Source organism: Hydrogenophaga sp., from assembly GCF_011772445.1.
In the GTDB taxonomy this organism is placed as follows: domain Bacteria; phylum Pseudomonadota; class Gammaproteobacteria; order Burkholderiales; family Burkholderiaceae_C; genus Hydrogenophaga.
In genome coordinates this window covers 25017-44712 of record NZ_WVZN01000021.1, presented here as the reverse complement: position 1 = coordinate 44712, position 19696 = coordinate 25017, and the positions used below count along the sequence as shown (strand labels likewise).

19 protein-coding genes are annotated in these 19696 nt (G+C 72.1%); 8 read left to right on the top strand and 11 right to left on the bottom strand.

What is annotated here, in order from left to right; all coding sequences use genetic code 11:
* The first annotated feature begins 30 nt into the window (after positions 1-30).
* The 3 genes from GTO19_RS08760 (at position 31) to GTO19_RS08750 (ending at position 5638) form a co-directional block, all read left to right on the top strand.
* Positions 31-2796 (top strand): ATP-binding protein, encoded by a 2766-nt coding sequence (locus GTO19_RS08760; RefSeq protein ID WP_291026521.1) that lies wholly within the window; start codon positions 31-33, stop codon positions 2794-2796.
* Between the two features lie 63 nt (positions 2797-2859).
* Positions 2860-3771, top strand: coding sequence for a bifunctional heptose 7-phosphate kinase/heptose 1-phosphate adenyltransferase (locus GTO19_RS08755; protein ID WP_291020670.1), 912 nt, complete (start codon positions 2860-2862; stop codon positions 3769-3771).
* Positions 3772-4213: 442 nt separating this feature from the next.
* Entirely contained in the window at positions 4214-5638 is a 1425-nt protein-coding gene (locus GTO19_RS08750; protein ID WP_291020668.1) for a sigma-54 dependent transcriptional regulator, read from the top strand.
* Positions 5639-5656: 18 nt separating this feature from the next.
* Here GTO19_RS08750 and GTO19_RS08745 read toward each other — a convergent pair whose 3' ends face one another.
* Genes GTO19_RS08745 through GTO19_RS08725 form a run of 5 tightly spaced genes read right to left on the bottom strand, consistent with a single transcriptional unit; the run spans position 5657 to position 10700 of the window.
* A complete protein-coding gene (locus GTO19_RS08745) occupies positions 5657-6637 on the bottom strand; it encodes a glycosyltransferase (RefSeq protein WP_291020666.1) in 981 nt (326 codons plus the stop codon).
* Positions 6618-7670, bottom strand: a complete 1053-nt coding sequence (locus tag GTO19_RS08740; RefSeq protein ID WP_291020664.1) for a glycosyltransferase family 9 protein — start codon at positions 7668-7670, stop codon at positions 6618-6620. The genes GTO19_RS08745 and GTO19_RS08740 overlap by 20 nt, the downstream gene beginning before the upstream one ends.
* Positions 7670-8761, bottom strand: coding sequence for a glycosyltransferase family 2 protein (locus GTO19_RS08735; RefSeq protein WP_291020662.1), 1092 nt, complete (start codon positions 8759-8761; stop codon positions 7670-7672). The genes GTO19_RS08740 and GTO19_RS08735 overlap by 1 nt, the downstream gene beginning before the upstream one ends.
* Positions 8743-9369: an HAD family hydrolase gene (locus tag GTO19_RS08730; protein WP_291020660.1), complete on the bottom strand. Its 627-nt coding sequence runs from the start codon at positions 9367-9369 to the stop codon at positions 8743-8745. Before GTO19_RS08730 ends, GTO19_RS08735 begins: the two co-directional genes overlap by 19 nt.
* Positions 9366-10700 (bottom strand): glycosyltransferase family 1 protein, encoded by a 1335-nt coding sequence (locus GTO19_RS08725; protein WP_291020658.1) that lies wholly within the window; start codon positions 10698-10700, stop codon positions 9366-9368. Before GTO19_RS08725 ends, GTO19_RS08730 begins: the two co-directional genes overlap by 4 nt.
* A 143-nt stretch (positions 10701-10843) precedes the next feature.
* Between GTO19_RS08725 and GTO19_RS08720 the strand changes: the two genes are divergently transcribed.
* Positions 10844-11503 carry a L,D-transpeptidase gene (locus GTO19_RS08720; protein WP_291020656.1) on the top strand — a complete coding sequence of 220 codons (660 nt, stop codon included), beginning with the start codon at positions 10844-10846 and terminating at the stop codon, positions 11501-11503.
* Positions 11504-11512: 9 nt separating this feature from the next.
* Here GTO19_RS08720 and GTO19_RS08715 read toward each other — a convergent pair whose 3' ends face one another.
* The gene (locus GTO19_RS08715; protein WP_291020654.1) at positions 11513-11821 is read right to left on the bottom strand and encodes a hypothetical protein; all 309 of its coding nucleotides are present in this window, start codon (positions 11819-11821) and stop codon (positions 11513-11515) included.
* 197 nt (positions 11822-12018) lie between these two features.
* Between GTO19_RS08715 and GTO19_RS08710 the strand changes: the two genes are divergently transcribed.
* Together GTO19_RS08710 and GTO19_RS08705 are read left to right on the top strand one after the other, a co-directional pair.
* Positions 12019-12288 (top strand): GlsB/YeaQ/YmgE family stress response membrane protein, encoded by a 270-nt coding sequence (locus GTO19_RS08710; RefSeq protein WP_291020652.1) that lies wholly within the window; start codon positions 12019-12021, stop codon positions 12286-12288.
* Between the two features lie 20 nt (positions 12289-12308).
* Entirely contained in the window at positions 12309-12530 is a 222-nt protein-coding gene (locus GTO19_RS08705; RefSeq protein ID WP_291020650.1) for a YqjD family protein, read from the top strand.
* Positions 12531-12615: 85 nt separating this feature from the next.
* On the opposite strand, the gene GTO19_RS08700 is transcribed toward GTO19_RS08705, so the two are convergent.
* A complete protein-coding gene (locus GTO19_RS08700; protein WP_291020648.1) occupies positions 12616-13071 on the bottom strand; it encodes a PA2169 family four-helix-bundle protein in 456 nt (151 codons plus the stop codon).
* Positions 13072-13184: 113 nt separating this feature from the next.
* Positions 13185-15230: an ATP-binding protein gene (locus GTO19_RS08695; protein ID WP_291020646.1), complete on the bottom strand. Its 2046-nt coding sequence runs from the start codon at positions 15228-15230 to the stop codon at positions 13185-13187.
* A 79-nt stretch (positions 15231-15309) separates the two neighbouring features.
* Here GTO19_RS08695 and GTO19_RS08690 point away from each other — a divergent pair, with 79 nt between their 5' ends.
* Together GTO19_RS08690 and rpoN are read left to right on the top strand one after the other, a co-directional pair.
* Positions 15310-15762, top strand: a complete 453-nt coding sequence (locus GTO19_RS08690; RefSeq protein ID WP_291020644.1) for a hypothetical protein — start codon at positions 15310-15312, stop codon at positions 15760-15762.
* Positions 15763-16003: 241 nt separating this feature from the next.
* On the top strand, positions 16004-17461 hold the full coding sequence (rpoN, locus tag GTO19_RS08685) for an RNA polymerase factor sigma-54 (protein ID WP_291020642.1): 1458 nt from the start codon (positions 16004-16006) through the stop codon (positions 17459-17461).
* An 82-nt stretch (positions 17462-17543) separates the two neighbouring features.
* Here rpoN and GTO19_RS08680 read toward each other — a convergent pair whose 3' ends face one another.
* The 3 genes from GTO19_RS08680 to GTO19_RS08670 all read right to left on the bottom strand — a co-directional run bounded on the left by GTO19_RS08680 (position 17544) and on the right by GTO19_RS08670 (position 19680).
* Positions 17544-18386: a hypothetical protein gene (locus tag GTO19_RS08680; RefSeq protein WP_291020640.1), complete on the bottom strand. Its 843-nt coding sequence runs from the start codon at positions 18384-18386 to the stop codon at positions 17544-17546.
* A gap of 99 nt (positions 18387-18485) precedes the next feature.
* Positions 18486-18782 (bottom strand): hypothetical protein, encoded by a 297-nt coding sequence (locus GTO19_RS08675; protein WP_291020638.1) that lies wholly within the window; start codon positions 18780-18782, stop codon positions 18486-18488.
* A gap of 67 nt (positions 18783-18849) precedes the next feature.
* Entirely contained in the window at positions 18850-19680 is an 831-nt protein-coding gene (locus GTO19_RS08670; protein WP_291020636.1) for a mechanosensitive ion channel domain-containing protein, read from the bottom strand.
* Positions 19681-19696: the final 16 nt, after the last annotated feature.

Here is a 19696-nt window from a genome sequence, read left to right as displayed (position 1 = left end):
ACCATGAACCAATGGCGTTACGGTAAGGGCATGTCCCACGTGCAACGGTACGCCGTGGCCCTGCTCATCGCCCTGGTGGCCGGCGCGTTGCACTGGCTGCTGTGGCCCTGGGTGGGCGCCCTGCGCCCTTTCGTGTTCTACCTGCCCGCCGCCGCCGTGGCCGCGGCCGCCCTGGGTCCGGGGCCCGGCGTGCTGCTGCTGCTGGCAGGGGCGATCGGCACGGGCTTTCCTTTCGAGGGCGCGCACCGGTGGTGGGGCAGCCCTGGCGGTGCCGACCTCATGCGCCTGGGCCTGTACCTGCTGCTGGGTGGCCTGCTGGTGGCCATGGGCGCCTCGCTGCGCCAGTCGCGGGCCCGGGCGGCCTCGGCGGAAGACCGGCTCATGCTGGCCATCGAAGGCACGGGCATCGGGGTGTTCGACATCGACCTCGTGGCACAGACCATCCGCGCCTCGCCGGTGCTGGCCCGGCTCGCGGGCGCGCCGGTCACGCCGGATCCCGTTCCCCTGAGCACCTGGGCCCGGGGCGTGCGCCCGGAACTGCTGGCCGAAAGCCGCGACCACGTCCGCCAGGCGATCCAGCGCGGCACGACCTATTACGAGCGGGAAGTGGTGCTGCCCTCGGCCACCGGCGGCGTTGCGCAGTTGCTGCTGCTGCGCGTGCACGTCGTCTGGCGCGGGCAGCGGGCGGAGCGCCTGCGCGGCGCCTGCGTGGACGTGACCGAGAGCAAACGGATCAACGCCCAGCTCGAGGCCGCGCGCGAGCAGCTCAGCCGGCAGGTGGACGACCTGAACCACCTGCACGAGTTGAGCACGCAGTTGCTGGACACCTCGCACATCGGCCAGCAACTGCACATGATCCTGGCCACGCTGCTGCACTTCCATGGCGCCACCCGCGGCATGGTCTCGCTGTGCGAGCCGCAGGGCCAGGGGCTGCGCGTCGAGGCCAGCGCGGGTTTCGACGACGCCGCACTGGCCATGCTCGAAGGCCTGAGCACCGGCGCCTGCGCGGAGGTCTGCCGCCAGCGCACGCGCGTGGTCGTGGAGGACACGCACGACGACGAAACCTTCAAGGCCTGCCACGACTTCTTCGAAACCCAGGCGATCCGGGCGGTCCACGGCACGCCGCTCATCGATTCGCAGGGCGAAGTGCTGGGCGCCATCACCGTGTGCCTGGACGAGCCGCGCGCCCCCACCGAACGCGAGCAGCGCATGGCCGACATCTGCGCGCGCAAGGCCGCCGTGTTCACCGAGCGGGCGCGCACACGCGATGAGCTGGTCGCCACGCAGGGCCGCTTCGAAGCCGTGCTCGCCGCCTCCGGCGCGCCCTTCGGCATCCTCAGGCCCGTACGCCAGGGGGGGCAAATCGTCGATTTCCTCTGGATCTACCTCAACCGCGCGGGCGCCGATGCGCTGGGCTGCCCCATCGATCAGCTGGTGGGCCACCGCGTGCTGAGCAACCCCTCCTGTCCCTGGATGGGCCACCCCGCCTTCAGCTACTGCGTCACGGCAGTCGAATCGGCCTGCACCTGCGAGTTCGACACCATCGACGACGAGCGCGAACACACGCGCTGGTTCCACTGCATCGTCTCGCCCATTCCCGACGGAGTGGGCGTGTGGTTCACCGACATCTCCGAGCGCATGCGCAACGAGCAGTTGCTGCGCGAGAGCGACCGCCGCAAGGACGAGTTCCTGGCCACCCTGGCGCACGAGCTTCGCAACCCGCTGGCGCCCATCCGCCAGGCCACGCTGCTGGCCATGTCGGCGCGCGCCACCGACGAACAGAAACGCTGGAGCTTCGAGGTCATCGACCGCCAGGTCTCGCACATGGCGCTGCTGCTCGACGACCTGCTCGACGTCTCCCGCATCACGCGGGGGGCGCTGAGCCTGCGCCGCTCGCCGACGGACCTGGGCAGCGTGCTCGCCTCGGCCATGGAGACCGCGCGTCCGCTGATCGAGGCCAAGGGGCACCAGCTGCTGGTCGCCATCGACGAGCGCCCCGTGGTGCTCGATGCCGACCCGCTGCGCCTGGCGCAGGTGGCGGCCAATCTGCTCACCAACGCCGCCAAGTACACCGACCCGGGCGGCACCATCCACCTGAGGGCCGGCGTGCGAGGCGACTCGGCGTTCATCGAGGTGCAGGACGACGGCATCGGCATCCCGCCCGACGCCATCCCCGAGGCGTTTCGCATGTTCACGCAGCTGCACCACGCGGGCGAGCGCACCCGGGGCGGCCTGGGCATCGGTCTGGCCATGTCCAAGGGGCTGGTCGAGCTGCACGGCGGCACGCTCACGGCCAGCAGCGAGGGCGTGGGCATGGGCAGCACCTTCACCATCCTCCTGCCGCTGGGGCAGGCCGCGGCGCCTGCGGCCACCGATGGGGAGGACGCGCCGGCGAGCACCGAGCGGCGCAAGCTTCGCGTGCTCATCGCCGACGACAACCGCGACGCCTCCGACACGCTGGCCGCCCTGCTCCAGGCCGATGGCCACACGGTGTACATGGCTTACGACGGCAACGAGGCCGTGGCCGTGTGGCACGCCGAGCATCCCGAGGTGTGCCTGCTCGACATCGGCATGCCCGGGCGCACGGGGCACCAGGTGGCGCGCGAGATCCGGCGCTCGCCCGGCGGCGAGGCCACCCTGCTGGTCGCCGTGACGGGCTGGAGCCAGCTGCACGACCGCGAACTCGCGCTGGAGGCCGGCTTCGACCTGCACCTGACCAAACCCGTGAGCCCGCTGCAGCTCAGCCACCTCATCGAGCGCCATGTGAAGGGGCCGACGGCGACCGCCGGGCCCTGATGCCGGCGCCATGTTCGCGCCCCTGCGCGGCCCTGGGCATGGGGCTTGCCCGCAGTGTCCACCATGCCTTCAGAACCCGTTCTCGTCATTGGCGACAGCATGCTCGACCGGTACTGGGAGGGAAGCGTCGAGCGCATCTCGCCCGAAGCCCCGGTGCCCGTGCTGCGCTTCGACCGCGAGCAGCAGCGCGCGGGCGGCGCGGCCAATGTCGCGCTCAACCTCGCCGCGCTGGACGCCCGCGTCACGCTGGTCACCCTGCTGGGCCGGGACGAATCCGCCCACCAACTGCGCCAGCTGCTGGAGCACGGGGGCGTGCGCGTGCGCGCCGTGTGCACCGCGCCCGCCACCACGCAGAAGATCCGTGCCGTCTGCCGCCGCCAGCAACTGCTGCGCATCGACATCGAACACACGGCGCCGGCGGCGTCCGCACGGGCGCTGTGCTCATTGACCCAGGCCCTCTTGCCTTCGCACCCCTGGCTCGTGCTGAGCGACTACGGCAAGGGCGCGCTGCGCCACTGCGACGAGATGCTGGAGGCGGCGCGCGCGCACGGCTGCCGAACCCTGGTGGACCCCAAGGGCAGCGACGTCGAGCGCTACCGCGGCGCCTGGCTGCTCAAGCCCAACGAAGCCGAGGCGCGCGCGCTGACCGGGGGCTGGTCGGACGAACGCGGCTTTCTGCAGGCCATGGAGATGCTGCGAGGCGGACTGGCCCTGCGCTACCTGCTGGTGACGCGCGGCGAGCGCGGCCTCTCGCTCTTCGGCGCGGGGCAGGAGCCCCTGCACATCGACACCCAGGCCCGCGAGGTGTTCGACGTCAGCGGCGCGGGCGACACCACCCTGGCCACCCTGGCGGCCTTTCTGGCCGCCGGCCACCCCATCGACGACGCGCTGCGTCAGGCCAACCGGGCCGCCGGCATCGCGGTGGGCCGCTTCGGAACGGCGGTGGTGAGCACGAGCGACCTGCGGCATGCCTGAGCGCCGCGGGGGCCGCCCGCCAGGCGCTCACTGCGGCGGGGGTTCGTCCAGGGGCTGCCCGCCCTCACCTTCCCAGCGCTGCACCGCGGGCGAGGAAGCCGCCGGTCGCTCGAGGCGGCGGCGCCGGACCACCTGGCTGCACTGCGCCCAGCACTGGAGCAGCAGCCCGCCCAAGGCGAGCAGCGCCAATCCGTCGCGCAAACGGTGGCTGGGGGTGCGTGTAGGACAGGTCTGACGCGGTTCTGCGCGACCTCGCCGTTCCGCCAGGGCGTGTTTCATGGCACAAACCTCCTTGTGTCTTGCATGGGACCTTCAAGCGAGCGGGGGCAAGCGACATGCCCACGTTCGCTACAGGTGGATACAGACACGCGGCGGCGCAGCGGACCATGATGCACCGCTCAGGCTCGTCGCAGCCGGCTGCGCAACAGGGAAAACACCAAACATGAACCACGTGCTCATCGTCGACGACGACACCGACTCCGCCACCACCCTGCGCGAGCTGGTGCGGGCCGACCGCTTCTCCGTCGCCGTGGCGCACACCCTGCGCGACGCCCGGCGCCAGATCGCGTTGCAGCCGCCGGACCTGGTCTTGCTCGACATGCTGCTGCCCGACGGCAACGGCCTGGACCTGTTTTCCGACCGCCAGCTCGTCAGCGATTCCGAGATCGTGCTGGTGACGGGCCACGCCAGCCTGGACTCGTCCATCGAGGCCATGCGCCTGGGTGCCGCCGACTACCTGGTCAAGCCCATCGCGATGAAGCAGCTGCAGCGCGTGCTCTCGCGCTGCGACAGCCGGCCCGATGCGGCCGGCGGCAAGACCGTGCCCGCCGCGGCACCGCGCGATCCCGATGCCGAGTCGGGCCGCTTCGGCCTGCTGTGGGGCCGCTCGGCGGCGATGCGCCGCGTGTACGAGCAGATCCACCGCGTGGCCCCGACGTCCGTGACGGTGCTGATCACCGGCGAAAGCGGCAGCGGCAAGGAACTGGTGGCGCAAACCGTGCACGCCTTCAGCCGCCGCCAGGCGGGCCCTTTCCTGGCGGTGAACTGCGGAGCCATCTCGCCCCACCTGATGGAGAGCGAGATCTTCGGCCACGAGAAAGGCAGTTTCACCGGCGCCGACCGCCAGCACCTGGGCTTTTTCGAACGCGCCAGCGGCGGCACGCTGTTCCTCGACGAGATCACCGAGATGCCGCTGGACCTGCAGGTCAAGCTGCTGCGCGTGCTGGAAACGGGGCGCTTCATGCGCGTCGGCTCCACGCAGAGCATCCAGACCGACGTGCGCATCATCGCCGCCACCAACCGGCAGCCGCTGGAGGCCGTGGCCCAGGGCAAGCTGCGCGAAGACCTGCTCTACCGCCTGAATGTTTTCCCGATCGAATTGCCGTCGCTGCGCGAGCGCCTGGACGACGTGCCGCTGCTCGCCCAGCACTTCCTGGAAGACATCTCGCGCCGCGAAGGCATCGCCCGGCACCTGGACGACGCGGCCCTGCGCCAGCTCGCCGCACACCCCTGGCCAGGCAATGTGCGCGAACTGCGCAACGCCATCCACCGCGCCTACGTGATGGCGGACGGCGAAGCCATCGACGCGCGCTGGCTGCCGGGCGGCGCCGGGCGCCCGGTGCCGGTGGCCGCCTTGCCGGCGCCGCGCGCGGCGGCCCGGTCCGAGCCGTCGCCTGCCGGTGGGGGGCCGGCCATCACCCTGCCCGTGGGCGTGTCCATGGCGCAAGCCGAGCGCCTGCTGATCCAGGCCACGCTCGACCAGTGCCAGCAGCAGAAGGAGCGCACCGCGGCCGTGCTCGGCATCAGCCTCAAGACGCTCTACAACCGGCTGAAGGAATACGCGGGCGACTCCCCCTCCCGGCAGTGAGGGTGCCCGGCGAGCGGGCTAGCGCGCCACCTCGTCCAGCACGGCCAGCCAGTCGCTCACGAAGCGGTCGATGGAGAAGCGCTCCTGTGCCGTGCGGCGCGCGGCCTGCCCCCACTGCAGGGCGAGGTCGCGGTCCTCGCTGAGCGCGCGCATCACCGGCACCAGCCGCTGCGGCTCGGTGTCGATGTAGCCGTTGTGGCCGTTGCGGATCACCGTGACCAGTTCGGTCGTCGCCAGGCCCACCACGGGCAGGCCCGCCATCATGGCCTCGATGACGGCCAGCCCCAGGCTCGTGTAGCGCACCGGGTGGCAGTAGAAGCGGTGCGCCGCCAGCACGGCGGGCATGTCGAGTTGCGCCACCTCCCCCTGTCCGCCCACGGCTTCGCTGCCCATGCCCACCAGGGTGAGCGGCACCTGGGCGCCGAACCGGCGCCACAGGTCCAGGCCCAGCCGGCGCCCGCGCCGGCCGATGTGGTTCACCACCACCACGCCGCGCGCCAGGTGACCACTCCATTCCACCGGCGCCAAGGGCTTCACGCCGTGCTCGACCACGCGCACCGGCACGTGGCCGTTGTCCCACATCAGCGCATTGAACGGGGTCACGTGCACCAGCAGCGCGCCCGGGTCGTCGCACCAGTGCGGCGTGTCGGTGGGGTGCAACTGGGGCGGGTCGTGCTCGAGCACGATGCGTGGCAGCCGGCGCTGGGCCGCGCTGAGGTAGCGCTCGCGGTCGACCTCCCACGCCTGGCGCGACTGGTACAGCACGAGGTCGAAGGACATGGACGCCAGGTCCGCGGCCGGCGCCTCGTGCACGTTGTCGCCCCAGGGCAGCGCGCCCACGCGCCCGGTTCGCTGCGGCGAGCGGGCCTCGTCGGTGACGAGCCAGAAGTCGTGCGGCACCTGCGTGAGGTTGTAGAGGTAGTTGCCGTGCACGTGCCAGGTGAGGATGCGCAGGCGCCGCCCCGACGGGGGCGCGGCTTCAGACGGCCACTGCGGCATCGTGCCCGGCCTCCATGCGTGTCAGCGCGGCGTGCACCACCGCCTCGACGCCCAGGGCGCGGGCGCAGCCATGGCCGACGGTGCAGTGGTCTTCGCCGCAGGGTCGACATGGTGCGTCGCGCCAGAGCACGCGGTGCCGCTCGTGGGCCAGCGGCGCCCAGCGCTCGACCTCGCTGCCGCAGGCCACGACCACGCTGGGCGTGTCGAGCGCCGCCGCCACGTGCGACACGCCGGTGTCGTTGCTCACCACCAGGCGAGCCGAGGCGACCAGCGCGGCCAAGGTCCACAGATCGGTGCGGCCGGTGAGGTCCAGCGCGGGCGCGGCCATGGCCGTGGCGACGGCCAGGCTCGCCTCGCGCTCCCCGGCGGTGCCGGTCAGCACCACGCGCAGGCCGTGGGCCGCCAGCGCGTCGGCCACGGCGGCGAAACGGCGCGCGGGCCAACGCCGCGACGGCCAGCGCGCACCCGCGTGCACCACCGCATAGGCGTGCCCGGTCGGCAACCAGGCGCGCACGCGCTCGTGATCGGCGCGGCTGACGGGCAGGTCCATCGCCAGCCCGCAGCGGGGCAGGCCGAGGTGATCGGTGAGCGACAACAGGCGCTCGATCTCCTGCCCTTGCTCGGGCCAGGGAATGAAGCGCGCGGCATCGCGCGCGGGCCGCCAGGCGCCCTGCCCGGCAAAGCCCGCCAAGCGGCGCGCGCCGAAACGCGCCACCAGCGGGTTGCTGATGCCCCCGCTGCCGTGCAACTGGATGGCCAGATCGAAGTGGCGCGCGCGCAGCCGACTCAGGAAGGCCGCCCCCGCGTCCGCACCGGCCGGCGCCTGTTCCATCAGGCCCGGCCAGCCGGGAAAGGCTTCGAAATCGTCGACACCCGGCAGGCGTTGGGCCAGTTCACGCGCCCACGGCAGGCCCACCAGGGTGAGCCGCGCGCGCGGCCAGGCGGCGCGCATCGCGCGCAAGGCGGGCGTCGCGCACAGCATGTCGCCCAGCATCAGGGCGCGGAAGATGGCGACGCGTTCGGGAGCGGCCATCACCAGAACCACACGCGAAAACGCCGTGCGCCGCGCAAGCGCCAGAACACGGAGAGAAAAGGAATCAGCAGCGAGGTGGCCAGCATTTCGGCCACGTGTCCGCCCGCATGGGAGGCGCCCCGCAGGCGGCGCAGCGCCAGGGCGAGCTGCAGCCCCAGCATGCCCAGCGCGCAGCCGGTGGCCACGGCCGCCTGCCCCAGCGCGGCGAAAAGCAAGGCGGCCAGCGCAAGCGCGACGATGGCGTAGTAGTCCCAGGGCGGCCGAGGCCTCAGCTCGCGGCGGTAGCGCGCGGGGTGCTTGGCGTAGAGCAGCGCGTCGTAGAACACGTTTTTCTGCTGGCGCAGCGACACGCCCCAGCGCTCGGGCCGCACAGGGTGCTGCACCACCGCGCGCTCGGCCCGTCCCAGCGGTCCCGCCAGGGCCTCCAGCCGGAATTGCAGGTCGCTGTCTTCCCGCCAGGCGCGCGCGAAGCGCTCGTCGAAACCCTGCACCACGGACAGCGCCCACAGGCTCACGAAGGCATTGGCGGTGACGAAGCTGGCCGTCTCCAGGCCGCGCGTCATGCGCTCATGGTCGCAGGGCGCAGGGCCCGCGCCCTCGGGCCGCGGCACGACCACGCGCCCGGCCACGCCGGCGTGGTCCCCACCGGCCATGGCGCGTTCGCCTTCGAGCAGCCAGTGCTCGTCGGGGACGGTGTCGTCGTCGGTGAAGGCAATGAGCTGGGCGCGCGCCTGCCGCCAGCCGTGGTTGCGCGCGACGGCCGGACCGCGCCCGGCCTCGGGCCGCAGGTAGCGCAGCCAGCCCGGTGGGTGCCGCTTCGCCTCGGCCAGCACCCAGTGGCGCGTGCGCTCGCAGTGGCCGTCGTCGACCACCAGCACCTCGAAGGCTTCCTGGCCGATGCTCTGCGCCTCAAGGGCCTTCAGACAACGTTGCAGCAAACGCAGGCGGCGGTAGGTGGGCACCACCACCGACACGCGCGGACAACCGCACCAGTCGCCGTGCACGCGCTGGCTGCACGGCACCGCTGCCGCGGCGGCCAGCGGCGGCGTCGCCTCGCGATGGGTGCAGGCGTTCAGCCCACGCGTTGCCATGCCGGCCCCTCCTGCGTCGCCGCCCTGGTCTGCCCCGTGGGTGGACGGCCGCGCCGTGCGTCGGCCAGGATGGTGCGCGCCACCTCGCTCCAGCGCGTGTGGCGCGCGTGCGGCCGGCGCTCGGGTCCGTCGCGCCACACCGTCTCGCCGCCGGAGTCGTACAGGATCGCGCGGCAACCCGCGCGACGCCCGGCTTCCACGTCGTCCAGCGTGTCGCCCACCATCCACGAGCGCGCCAGATCCAGATCGAGCCGTTGCGCGGCGCGGCGCAGCAGCGTGGGCGCCGGCTTGCGGCAGTCGCAGGTGGGCTGGCCCTGCGCGTCCGGGGCGTGCGGGCAGACGTAGAACCCGCGCAGCACCACGCCACCCTCGTTGATGAGCCGCCGCTCCAGGGCCTCTCGCAACCGCAGCAACTGGGGCCAGGTGAAGAGGCCACGCGCGAGGCCGCTCTGGTTGCTCACGACCACGATCGAGAAGCCCGCCCGCGACAGGTCGCGAAGCGCCGCCAGGGCCTGGGGTTCGAAACGCAGGCGCGCGGGATCGACGTTGTAGGGCACGTTGGTCACCAGCGTGCCGTCCTTGTCGACGAACACCGCGGCGCCGCTCATCGGGCCTCCCCCAGCGCCGAACCCGCCTCCACCGGACGCGACCGTCGCGCTCCGGCCTGGCGCCATGCGCCCACGGGCGCCGCCGCGGGCAGCGGTTCGCGCGCCTCCCGGTACACGGCCTCCAGCCCACGCGCCACGCGGTCCCAGGTGAAGAACTGGCGCACGCGCGCCACGCCAGCGGCGCCCAGCGCGCGGCACAGCGCGGGCCGATGTCGCAGCTCGATGAGGCGCTGCGCCAGCGCCGCCGGATCGCGCGGCGGCACCAGGAAGCCGGTGACGCCGTCACGCACCGTGTGCTGGATGCCCCCCACCTCGCTGCCGATGACCGGCGTGCCGCAGGCCATGGCCTCCAGCGGCGTCATGCCGAAGGGCTCGTACCAGGGCGTGGTGACGAACACGTCCGCCGCCACGTACCAGTCGCGCAGGGCGTCGCGGCCGTGGCGGCCGGCGAAGTGCACGCGGTCCGCCACTCCGTGATCGGCCGCGAGCCGGCGCAGTCGGCCGATCTCCGGCGTGAGCACTTCGTTCGGTGCGTCCGAATCACCGCCCACCACCACCAGCCGCGCCGGCCAGTGGCGCGGCAGCATGGCCAGCGCGCGCACCACGTTGTCGATGCCCTTGCGCGGCACCAGCCGGCCGAGCTGCAACACGATGAACTCGTCCACCGGCAGGCCCAGGCGCGCACGCGCCGCCCCTCGATCACCGGGACGGAAGCGATCGAGGTCCACGCCGCAGGGCACCAGCGAGATGCGCTGCGGATCGGCGCCATAGCTCTGAATCAGGTCGTGCCGCTCCTGCGGGCACTCGGCCACCAGGCGGGCCGAGTGCTGCACGAGCGCGCGCTCGATCGACAGGCGCGCGGCAGGAAAGGCGTCGTCCGCGCCCTGGTGCGCGCGCCGCACCAGCCCCAGCGCGTGAAAGGTGGTCACCAGCGGCGCCCGCAGGGAACGGCGCAGCGCCAGTCCCACCAGCCCGGACATGAAGAAGTTGGCGTGGATCACGTCGAACGCAGGCTCGCCCCGCAGGCGCTGGCGCGCGCTGTGCGCGAAGGCCGGCATGTAGGGCAGCAGCGCTTCCTTGGGCACGGGACGCGGCGGCCCCGCGGTGAGGTGGTGCACGCGCAGCCGCGGCGCGCAAGTCACCACGCCCGGCAGGTGCGCGTCGTCGCGGCGCGTAAGCACGTCCACCGAGTGGCCCGCGCGCACGAGTTCGCGCGCCACGCTGTCCACATAGACGTTCTGCCCCCCTGCGTCCACGCCCCCGGCCACGGCCAGCGGTGAGGCGTGTTCACTGATCATCAGTACCCTGAGCGGTTTCTGTTTGTGGTTCATTGCTGGCTCCTGGAGAAGTGCTGCTCGCCTTGGCAAACCGTGTGCCGTGCGCGGCACGGCCCTTGCCAGGCCACGGCATGCCAAGCCCGCGTTCCACGCACCGTCCGCCATTCACAGCGACAATCGCCCCCCGGACGTCCACGATGAGCCTGCCCTCCCTGTCACGACACACGCACCTGCTGGCCGCCGCCTTGGCCCTGGCGCTGCAGTCCGCGCCCGCCTCGGCCACGCAAGGCCTGAGCGATGCCGCGAACAATTTGCTGCAATGGATCGCGCGCGGCGCCGACAACCAGGGCCAGCCTTTCGTGATCCTCGACAAGCGCGAGGCCCGCCTGTGGGTGTTCGACGGGCAGGCGCGGCTCCTCACGGATTCACCGGTGCTGCTGGGCAGTGCGGTGGGCGACACCTCGGCGCCGGACATCGGCACACGCCCGCTCTCGCGCATCGCGCCGCACGAACGCACCACGCCCGCGGGCCGCTTCGTCATCGAGCCGGGCGAGAACCACAAGGGCGAAGACATCCTCTGGATCGACTACGACGCCGCCGTGTCCATGCACCGCGTGCGCAGCGCGCACGCCGGCGAACGCCGGCTCGAGCGCCTGGCCTCGCCCACTCCGCAGGACAACCGCATCTCGTATGGCTGTGTGAACGTGCCGGCCGCGTTCTACGACCGCGAGTTGCGCCCGCGCTTCACCACCGCGCGGGGCCTGGCCTATGTGCTGCCCGAGCGGCTCGGGCTGGCCGAAGCCTTTCCCGGCTGGCGGGCCGCGCAGGGGCAGGCGCAGCGGCCTGCCCCGCGCTGAGGCACTGCCTCAGCCGCGATCGGCGCGCGCCGCGCGCTGCTCCTGGTTCATGGTCCCGGTGTTGCCCTGGTTCATGTTGCCGGTGGTGCCCGGGGTCGTGCCCGTGCCGCCCTGATTGGTGCGGGCCGGCGGCTGGTTGGTGTCCGTTCCCTGGGAGCTGGGATTCGAGGGCGAGGTCGTGCCGGGTGGCTGCGTCTGCTGGGTCGATGGGCTCTGCGTCGTGCCCGGTTGAGGGGTGGTGGTCTGCGCCATCGCGAGACCGGTGGCGAAGCAGGCGGCGGCTGCCAGGGCGAGTCGCATCTGAAGGACCTTGTTCATGGTTGGCTCCTGTGTGGTGGAAGAGAAAGGGAAAGGCCTGAACCCCTGGCTCGAGAACTTCCCGCCACCACGAGGCAAGCCATATTCCCGCGCGAGCCAGCGGGGCGCCCGCCACAGCGGTCCGCGGCGCAGCACCGCTGCCGGCGGCATGCCGATTGCCCTCGCCGGGCTCGTCCCACCATTCAAGGAGAACCCTCATGAACATCCTCATCTGGCTCGTCGTCGGCGGCGTGCTCGGCTGGCTCGCCAGCCTGCTCATGCGCACCGACGCGCAGCAGGGCCTGCTGCTCAATGTCGTCGTGGGCATCGTCGGCGCCGTGCTGGCGGGCTGGCTCATCTCACCGCTGGTGGGTGTGGCGACCATCAATGAAGGTGCGTTCAGCCTCGCCTCGCTGCTCATTTCGCTGCTGGGGGCCGTGATCCTCCTGGCCATCGTCAACCTCGTTCGGCGCGGCACCGCGCGCTGAAGCCGTCGAAGGATCCCACCATGAGCACGAACGACCCGCAGGCAACGAACCCCTTCCCCGAGGCGGGAGAGAAACTGGCGCAGGCCAGCGGCGCCTTGCACGAGCACGCGCGCCAATGGCGCGGCGTGCAGGAGGAGTGGACGGAGTGCGTCCGCATCACGGTGCGCGAGAACCCGCTGGGCGCCGTGGGCACGGCGCTGGCGGTGGGTGCCCTGTTCGGCCTGCTGTGCGCGCGCCGCTGAGGGCGCGCCACATGGGAAGGCGCCCTCGCGGGCGCCGCGGCCGCCGCCTCAGCGCCGGGCGGTGGCCGGCGCCGGCGGGGCGGACTCAATCTGCCATCGCGCGCGCCTGGTCGCGAAGGGAACGGACCTGCATGTGGTTGCGCTTGGCGCCTTCGTACTGGCGTTCGACCACCACGCGCACGTCGGGCGGCAGGTCCTTGGCCAGCGCTTCGCGGTAGCGCTCGATGGCCACGTCCTCGCCGCGCTCGGCTTCCTCGAGCATGGCCACGTCGCTGTAGCCGGCCAGGGTGCCCTTGACGGCGACCCAGCCGCGGTGCGCGGCACCCGACATGGAGCCGCGCTCCTGCGCGTTGCCGCCCAATTGCACCACCAGTGCCTGCAGCTCGGCGGCGGCCTGCTTGCACTCCTCGGCGCGGGCCATGAAGAGGCGTTGCATCTCGGCGGTGTGCAGGTGCTCGCCCGTGCTGCGGAAGCCGTACTCGCCATCCTTGCAGGTTTCGATCAGGTCATTGAGGCAGTTGATCAGGGATTTCTGTTCCATGGTGATGTCCTTGGCGATGGGTTGAACAGGGTCGCGCTTGGCGCGACTCACCCACAGGGCACACGGCGTGCCTGCCCGGGCCGCCCGCCCGGGCCACCCGCCATTCGGGCGACTCAGGCGCCCGCCGCGTGCTGCCGCAGCGCCGCCATCAGCACCGCCGGCGCGCACGGCTTGCGCAGCACCGTGAACCCCTGAGCACCGCTCAGCGCATCGGCCTGGGCGCTGATCAGCACCACATGCACGCGGGGCCAGCGCTGGCGCACCACGCGCGCGAGGTCCAGGCCATCCATCGCGCCAGGCATCGCCACGTCGGTCAGCAGCACGTCCACCGCGGGTTCGCGCGCCAGTCGCGCCAGCGCCTGCTCGGCATTCGTGGCGCGCTCCACGCGCGCGCCCATGGTTTCGATCAGCGCCACCGTGACCTCGCCGAGCGAGTCGTTGTCTTCCGCCAGCAGCACGCGCGCCACGAAGGGCGAGCGGTCGTCACCGGTCAGCTCGCGCAGCGCGGGGCTCTCGGGCTCGACGGCGGGCAGCACCAGCGAGACCGCCGTGCCTTCGCCCGGCCGGCTGCGCAGCACGGCCTTGCCGCCGGCCTGCACACACAGGCCGTGCACCTGGCTCAGGCCGAAGCCGGCGCCCGGCTCGTCGCGCTTGGTGGTGAAGAAGGGCTCGAACACGCGCGGTGCCTGCGTGGGGTCGATGCCCGGCCCGTTGTCCTGCAGGGTGATGCTCAGGTAGCGGCCCGGCGGCAGATCCGCCACCGCGGCCGCGTCGGCGGCTTCGGCTTTCAGGCTCACGCTGCCCCCGTCGGGCAGCGCGTCGCGCGCGTTCAGTGCGAGGTTGATCAGCGCCAGTTCGAGCTCGTCGGGGTCGGCGCGCACGCAGAGGTCGGGCGGTGGCTCGATGCGCAGATCGATGCGCCGGCCCAGCACCACGCCCAGCATTTCACGCAGGCCCGGCAACCACTCGGGCAAGGCCAGCGTGCGGGGTCGGCTGTGCTGGCGGGCGCCGAACCGCAGCAGTTGCTGCGTGAGCCGGCTGGCCGCCTCGACCGCGCGCAGCGTGGCCGACACCGGCATGGCCAGCGAGGCCTGCGTGGCCTGGCGCTGGATCAGGTAGGCGCTGTTGCTGATCACGCCCAGCAGGTTGTTGAACTCGTGCACCACGCGGCCCGTGAGGCGCCCCAGGGCCTGCAGGCGTTCGCGCTGGGCGGCCCACTGCTCGGCCTCGCGGGTGCGGGCCACGGCCTGGTCCACCTGCCGGCGCAGTTCCTCACGCGCCACCCACCACGCGCCGGCCACGGCCAGGGCCAGCAGCGCGAGGGCACCCAGCAGCAGCCAGGCCGGCGCGTCGAGCAGCCCCATGTCGAGCTGGGCGCGCGGCACCAGGGTGAGGCTGGTCCAGCCGCGCGGCCCCCGGCTGAAGTACACGCGCAGCGGCTCGCCCCGGGGCGGGCGCAGGGCAAAGCGCCCCTCGACACGGCCCGCCAGGCTCTCGCGCACCAGCGGGTCGAGCGCGCCCTGCCGCCACCCGCGCTGGCTGGCCGGCTGGCGCACCACCACGCGGCCCTCCGGATCGAGCAACAGGCGGCTCCAGCCCTGCGGGGACGAGCGCTGCGCCACCAGGCGCTGCAGTTCCGCCACCGGAACCACCACCAGCAGATTCATCACCGGCTCGCTTCCCTGCCCGAACACCGGCTCCACGATCGCCAGTGCATCGCCATCGTGTCGCTCGGGGTCCAGCACCAGGATGCCGGCGTGGTCCTGCATCTCGGCGGCCCCCGGCCCCAGCGGGCGGGGCGGGACGGCGGCCGGCAGGCGCGTGTCGATCCAGCGGACGGCGCCGCTGACGAGTTCCACCGACACGGCGGCTCCCTGGATGGCGCGCCGCACGGTCCGGTCGAACTGAGTGCGCTGGTGCTCGGTGAGGCGCGGCGCCGCGTCCAGCAGCGGCGAGGCCGCCAGGGCACGCGCGATGGCCTGGTGCTTCGTGAACTCCTGATCGATGCCCTGCGCCAGCGCGCGCGTGCCATCGGCGGCCTTGAGGTCGAGCGCGGCGTGCCCGGCCTGCCAGGTGCGAAACACCACCCACGAGGCGGCCCCAAGCGCAGGCAGCAGCACGATGAGCACCAGAAGGACCAGGCGGGCACGGATGGACATCGGATACCGGAGGGCTTGTTTTTTTCGCCGCTGGCAAACGGCTCGCCCGCCGCGGGTGCGCCGATTGCCGCCCCCGCACATGAGCACCTCCACTGGCACCCCTTCGCCCTCGCTGGATGAGGAACTGAACCGCCTGCTGGGCCTGTTCGCCGAGTACCAGCGGCTGGCGGCCGACGGCACCAGCCGCACCGACCTCGGTGCGCGCGTGGGCCGCATCGGTGGGCGGGTTCAGGCGATCGCGCAATTCGAAGCGGAGAGCTTGCTGCCGCTGCTGGGCGACGCGGCCCTGCGCGAAGAGGCCGGGCGGCAGATCGAGGACCTGCGCGAGCGCGTGGAACGCCTGGCCGAGCGCAGCGTGGACAACGAGCGCAGCGACCGCGGCGTGGCGGCCCTGGCCGTGGCCTTGCAGGCACACGCGCAATGGCTCAGCCGAAGCGCCTGGCCCGTGTTGGCCGAGGGCGATGTGGAACAGCTGCGCGCGGCGCTGGGCGAGGCCCGGGCCCGCTGGCAGCAGGACGAGGCGCCCGACTGAGGACCGGGCCAAGGCAGCATTTGCGGCAATTTGCGTTCCCGGGTCAGCAGATTTTTCTGAAGCACCGCCCCTCGGTGCCTCCCCAGCTGCGCCCCCGATCCCGCGCCAGGCCAATGGGCATGCGGCCTGCGGCGTGCGGCCCCCGCGCCGGGCCCTTGTCGGCACGGGCTTTGCAAAGCATCGGCTGGCGCCTGTGCCACAGGCCCGCGCACCGTTTGAACAACCGTTGAAGGAGGCCCCCATGGGATTGGAGTTCCGCACCGAGATCCGTCCGACGCAAACCTTGTCGCCCCGACTGCAACGCGCCGTGCAACTGCTGCAGATGTCCTCGCTGGACTTCGCCGCACTGGTGCGTCAGAAGCTGGGCGACAACCCGTTCCTGGAGAGCGAAGACGACAACGCGCCGGGAGAGACCGACGCGGTGGAAAGCGATCCCTCGGTGGAGGACCCCGCGGCGCTGGAAGCCGCTGAACCCCTGGCCGCGGCCAACGACCCCTGGGACGATGGCGTGCGCCGCGACGGCAGCGACGACCGCGACATGTGGATGCAGGAAGCCATCAGCGGCACGCGCGGCGCGAGCGAGGGCGAGGTCTCGGCCATGGAGATGACCGCCTGCGACACCACGCTGGCCATGCACCTGCACGGCCAGCTCAACGTCATGGCCTTGTCCGAACGCGATCTGTGCCTGACGCGCGCGATCGTCGAGTCGCTGGACGACGACGGCTACCTGCGCACGCCGCTCGAGGAAATCGCCGCCATGGTGCCTTGCGATCCGCCGGCTTCCTCGCAGGACATGCTCGTGGCCCTGCGTCTCGTGCAGTCGCTGGAGCCCACCGGCGTGGCGGCGCGTGGCGTCGGCGAGTGCCTGGCGCTGCAGGTGCAGCAGATCGAAGACCCCCGCTGCCGCGAGCTGGCCGAATGCATCGTGCGCGACCACCTCGATGCCCTGGCCGCGCGCGACGTGCCGGCCCTGGCCGCGGCGCTGCGGGTGCCGGCGGCGCGCGTGGAGGCCGTGGTCGACCGCATCCGCCACCTCGACCCGCGCCCCGGCTGGCGCGTGGGCGCCTCGCGCATCGACTACATCGTCCCCGACGTGATCGTGCGCCGCCAGCGCGGCCAGTGGACGGTGCAGCTCAACCCCGCCGTGGTGCCGCGCGTGCGGCTCAACCAGGTCTATGCGGACCTGTTCCAGCGCCACCGCTCGCGGCAGAACGGCGAACTCGGCGAACAGTTGCAGGACGCGCGCTGGACCTTGCGCAACGTGGAGCAGCGCTTCTCCACCATCCTGGACGTGGCCCAGGCCATCGTGCGGCGCCAGCGGCACTTCCTGGAGTTCGGCCCCATGGCGATGAAACCGCTGGTGTTGCGCGAGATCGCCGAGGAAGTGGGCGTGCACGAGTCCACCGTCTCGCGCGTGACCAACAACAAGCACATGGCCACGCCCCTGGGCGTGTTCGAGCTGAAGTACTTCTTCTCGCGCCCGATGGTGAGCGCGGCGGGCAACGCCTGCTCGGGCACGGCAATCCGCGGGCTGATCGGCGACATCATCCAGACCGAGAACCCGTCGCGTCCGATGTCCGACGCGGAGATCACCCGCCAGCTCGCCGACCAGGGGCTGGTGGTGGCGCGGCGCACGGTCACCAAGTACCGGCAGCTGCTGCGCATCGAGCCGGTGGACAAGCGGCGCCGGCACGCCTGAGCGCGCCATAAAAAAGGCCGGCTCGCGGGAGCCGGCCCTGGTTCGTCCCGGCGGATCGTGCGATCAGCCGGGACCTGTGTGCTCAGCGGTTGGTCCGCGAGCCACTGGTGCCCGAGGAACCCGCGGAGCTGTCCGAGCCCTCGCTCGAGGAGCCCGACCGGTTCGAGGCCTCGGACGACGACCCCCGGCCACTGCCCGAGCCGCCCTGCGACTGCTGGCGTTGCGTGCGCCACTGCGAGAACTCGTCGGAGAAGCGCTGGTAGCGCTCCTTGCGCCAGGAACCGTAGTCATCGTCCAGCGCGCGCATCTGCTCCTCGCGCCACTGCCAGTAGTCGGGATCCGTCTGATAGCGGCCCTGGCCCTGCTGCTCGTCGCCGAAACGGCCTTGCGGGCTGCCATAGCCACCCGACTGCCCGTAGCCACCTGACTGCCCGTAGCCACCCGATTGGCCGTAGCCGCTCTGCCCGGCCCCACTCTGCCCATAGCCGCCGTAGCCGCTCTGGTCGATGCCCGGGCTCTGGCCATAGCCGCCCTGGCCGAAGCCGCTGGGGCCGTAGCCGCGTCGCGTGCCGTAGGCGGCATGCTCGCCGGGCTCGGGCAGGCCTTCCTGAAAGCCCTGGTCAGAGCCGCGGAAACGCTCCGGCGAACGCCAGCCGCCCTGGGCACCGTAGCGGCCTTCGTCCTGGTAAGGGCCGCCCGACCATCGCGACGATTCGTCGTGCCAGCCACCCTGCTGCCCGCCCTGGGGAGCGAACTGGTTCTGCTGTCTGCCGTAGCCGCCGTAACCGCCGTAGGGGTGGTCGCTGCCTTGCGACTCATCGTATGGGCCGCCCCAGCCTCCTTGCTGGTAGCCCTCCTGTTGCCGTTGCGAGCGGCCCGGTCCGTATTGGCCGCCCTGGCGGCGGCCCCGATCATGTTGTGCCATCACATGCTCCTTGGTGAATTGCTCGATGCGGTTGACGAAGTGCCGGCCGTTGCTGCCGGCCTGCGCGCCGACGCGGCAAGCGCCGTGCCCATCGCCCACTCACCCGCGGCGACGCAAGAGGCGTTCGCGGCGCTGCGCGTCCAGCCCGGGCGTGGCGCGCAGGTCGGTGTCGACCTGCCCGCTGGCCAGGTCGCGACCGGCCTGTTCGATCACCGGATCGGGTTCGCTCGCGGTGGTCTCCAGGCCCTCGTCGCGCTCATGCGGCAGTTCGAGCGCATCGAAGCGGCGCTTGACGAATGCGCCGGGCGCGTGCGGGGGCAGCCCCGTGTTGACCACCTTGCGCGGCTCGGTGGCGGATGGCTTGGTGTCGGGTGTCGGTTGGCGGGGTCTGGGCATGTCGTGCCTCCTGCAAAACACGCAGGGGGCAAGTCGCGTGCCGCCCCGTCGCCCCATCGCGCTTCGCTCAGGCCGGCTTGACCCCCGCCTGTTCCAGCCGGCGCGCCACCGCCAGATTGAGCGCGCTGGCCAACTGGTCGCGCGCCGTGAGCTGCGGCTGGAACCACACCGCGAGCTCGAACTGCTGCGAGGCGCCGCCCAGTGAGCGCAGCAGCACCTGAGGGGCGGGCTCGCGCAGCACCTCGGGCAATTCGTGCGCCGCCTCCCTCAGCAACTGCCCCACCAGTGCGGCGTCGGCGCCCGAAGGCAGGCCCACGGCGACGCGCAGGCGCACGGGCCCGTCCAGGTAGGCCAGGTTGACCACGTTGTCCAGGATGAAGCGCTGGTTCGGAATCAGGATGGCCACGTTGTCCGAGGTCACCACGGTCGTGCGCCGCGCGCTGATTTCGCGCACCACGCCTTCCACACTGGCCACCTCCACCCGGTCCCCCACCTTGATGGGGCGCTCGAACATGATGATCAGCCCGCTGATGAAGTTGCTCACCACGTTCTGCAGACCGAAGCCCACGCCCAGGCCGACGGCGCCGGCCACCACGCTGAGCGCCGCGAGGTTGATGCCCACGTTCTGCAACACCATCAGCACGCCCAGCACCAGCAGCAGGTAACGCGCGGTGGCGGCGACCGCGTAGCGCGTGCCCGTGTCGATGTCGAACCGGCTCAGGCCGGCGCCCAGCAACCAGCGCCGCACGGCGCCCGCGGCCCAGAAGACCAGGGCGAGCAGGAGCAGCAGCTTGAGCAGCAGCGCCAGCGTCATCTGCGCATCGCCCAGGCGAAACAGCACCACGTCGAGCGCATCGAGCCCTCGGCCCAGGGTCCACCACAGGTTCTCCGCACTCATGGCGCGCGCGAGGCAA

Bases quoted from the DNA above. Each gene is read 5' to 3' on its own strand.
- GTO19_RS08760 (WP_291026521.1), top strand. From the start codon at position 31: ATGTCCCACGTGCAACGGTACGCCGTGGCCCTGCTCATCGCCCTGGTG.
- GTO19_RS08755 (WP_291020670.1), top strand. From the start codon at position 2,860: ATGCCTTCAGAACCCGTTCTCGTCATTGGCGACAGCATGCTCGACCGG.
- GTO19_RS08750 (WP_291020668.1), top strand. From the start codon at position 4,214: ATGAACCACGTGCTCATCGTCGACGACGACACCGACTCCGCCACCACC.
- GTO19_RS08745 (WP_291020666.1), bottom strand. From the start codon at position 6,637: ATGCCGCAGTGGCCGTCTGAAGCCGCGCCCCCGTCGGGGCGGCGCCTG.
- GTO19_RS08740 (WP_291020664.1), bottom strand. From the start codon at position 7,670: ATGGCCGCTCCCGAACGCGTCGCCATCTTCCGCGCCCTGATGCTGGGC.
- GTO19_RS08735 (WP_291020662.1), bottom strand. From the start codon at position 8,761: ATGGCAACGCGTGGGCTGAACGCCTGCACCCATCGCGAGGCGACGCCG.
- GTO19_RS08730 (WP_291020660.1), bottom strand. From the start codon at position 9,369: ATGAGCGGCGCCGCGGTGTTCGTCGACAAGGACGGCACGCTGGTGACC.
- GTO19_RS08725 (WP_291020658.1), bottom strand. From the start codon at position 10,700: ATGAACCACAAACAGAAACCGCTCAGGGTACTGATGATCAGTGAACAC.
- GTO19_RS08720 (WP_291020656.1), top strand. From the start codon at position 10,844: ATGAGCCTGCCCTCCCTGTCACGACACACGCACCTGCTGGCCGCCGCC.
- GTO19_RS08715 (WP_291020654.1), bottom strand. From the start codon at position 11,821: ATGAACAAGGTCCTTCAGATGCGACTCGCCCTGGCAGCCGCCGCCTGC.
- GTO19_RS08710 (WP_291020652.1), top strand. From the start codon at position 12,019: ATGAACATCCTCATCTGGCTCGTCGTCGGCGGCGTGCTCGGCTGGCTC.
- GTO19_RS08705 (WP_291020650.1), top strand. From the start codon at position 12,309: ATGAGCACGAACGACCCGCAGGCAACGAACCCCTTCCCCGAGGCGGGA.
- GTO19_RS08700 (WP_291020648.1), bottom strand. From the start codon at position 13,071: ATGGAACAGAAATCCCTGATCAACTGCCTCAATGACCTGATCGAAACC.
- GTO19_RS08695 (WP_291020646.1), bottom strand. From the start codon at position 15,230: ATGTCCATCCGTGCCCGCCTGGTCCTTCTGGTGCTCATCGTGCTGCTG.
- GTO19_RS08690 (WP_291020644.1), top strand. From the start codon at position 15,310: ATGAGCACCTCCACTGGCACCCCTTCGCCCTCGCTGGATGAGGAACTG.
- rpoN (WP_291020642.1), top strand. From the start codon at position 16,004: ATGGGATTGGAGTTCCGCACCGAGATCCGTCCGACGCAAACCTTGTCG.
- GTO19_RS08680 (WP_291020640.1), bottom strand. From the start codon at position 18,386: ATGGCACAACATGATCGGGGCCGCCGCCAGGGCGGCCAATACGGACCG.
- GTO19_RS08675 (WP_291020638.1), bottom strand. From the start codon at position 18,782: ATGCCCAGACCCCGCCAACCGACACCCGACACCAAGCCATCCGCCACC.
- GTO19_RS08670 (WP_291020636.1), bottom strand. From the start codon at position 19,680: ATGAGTGCGGAGAACCTGTGGTGGACCCTGGGCCGAGGGCTCGATGCG.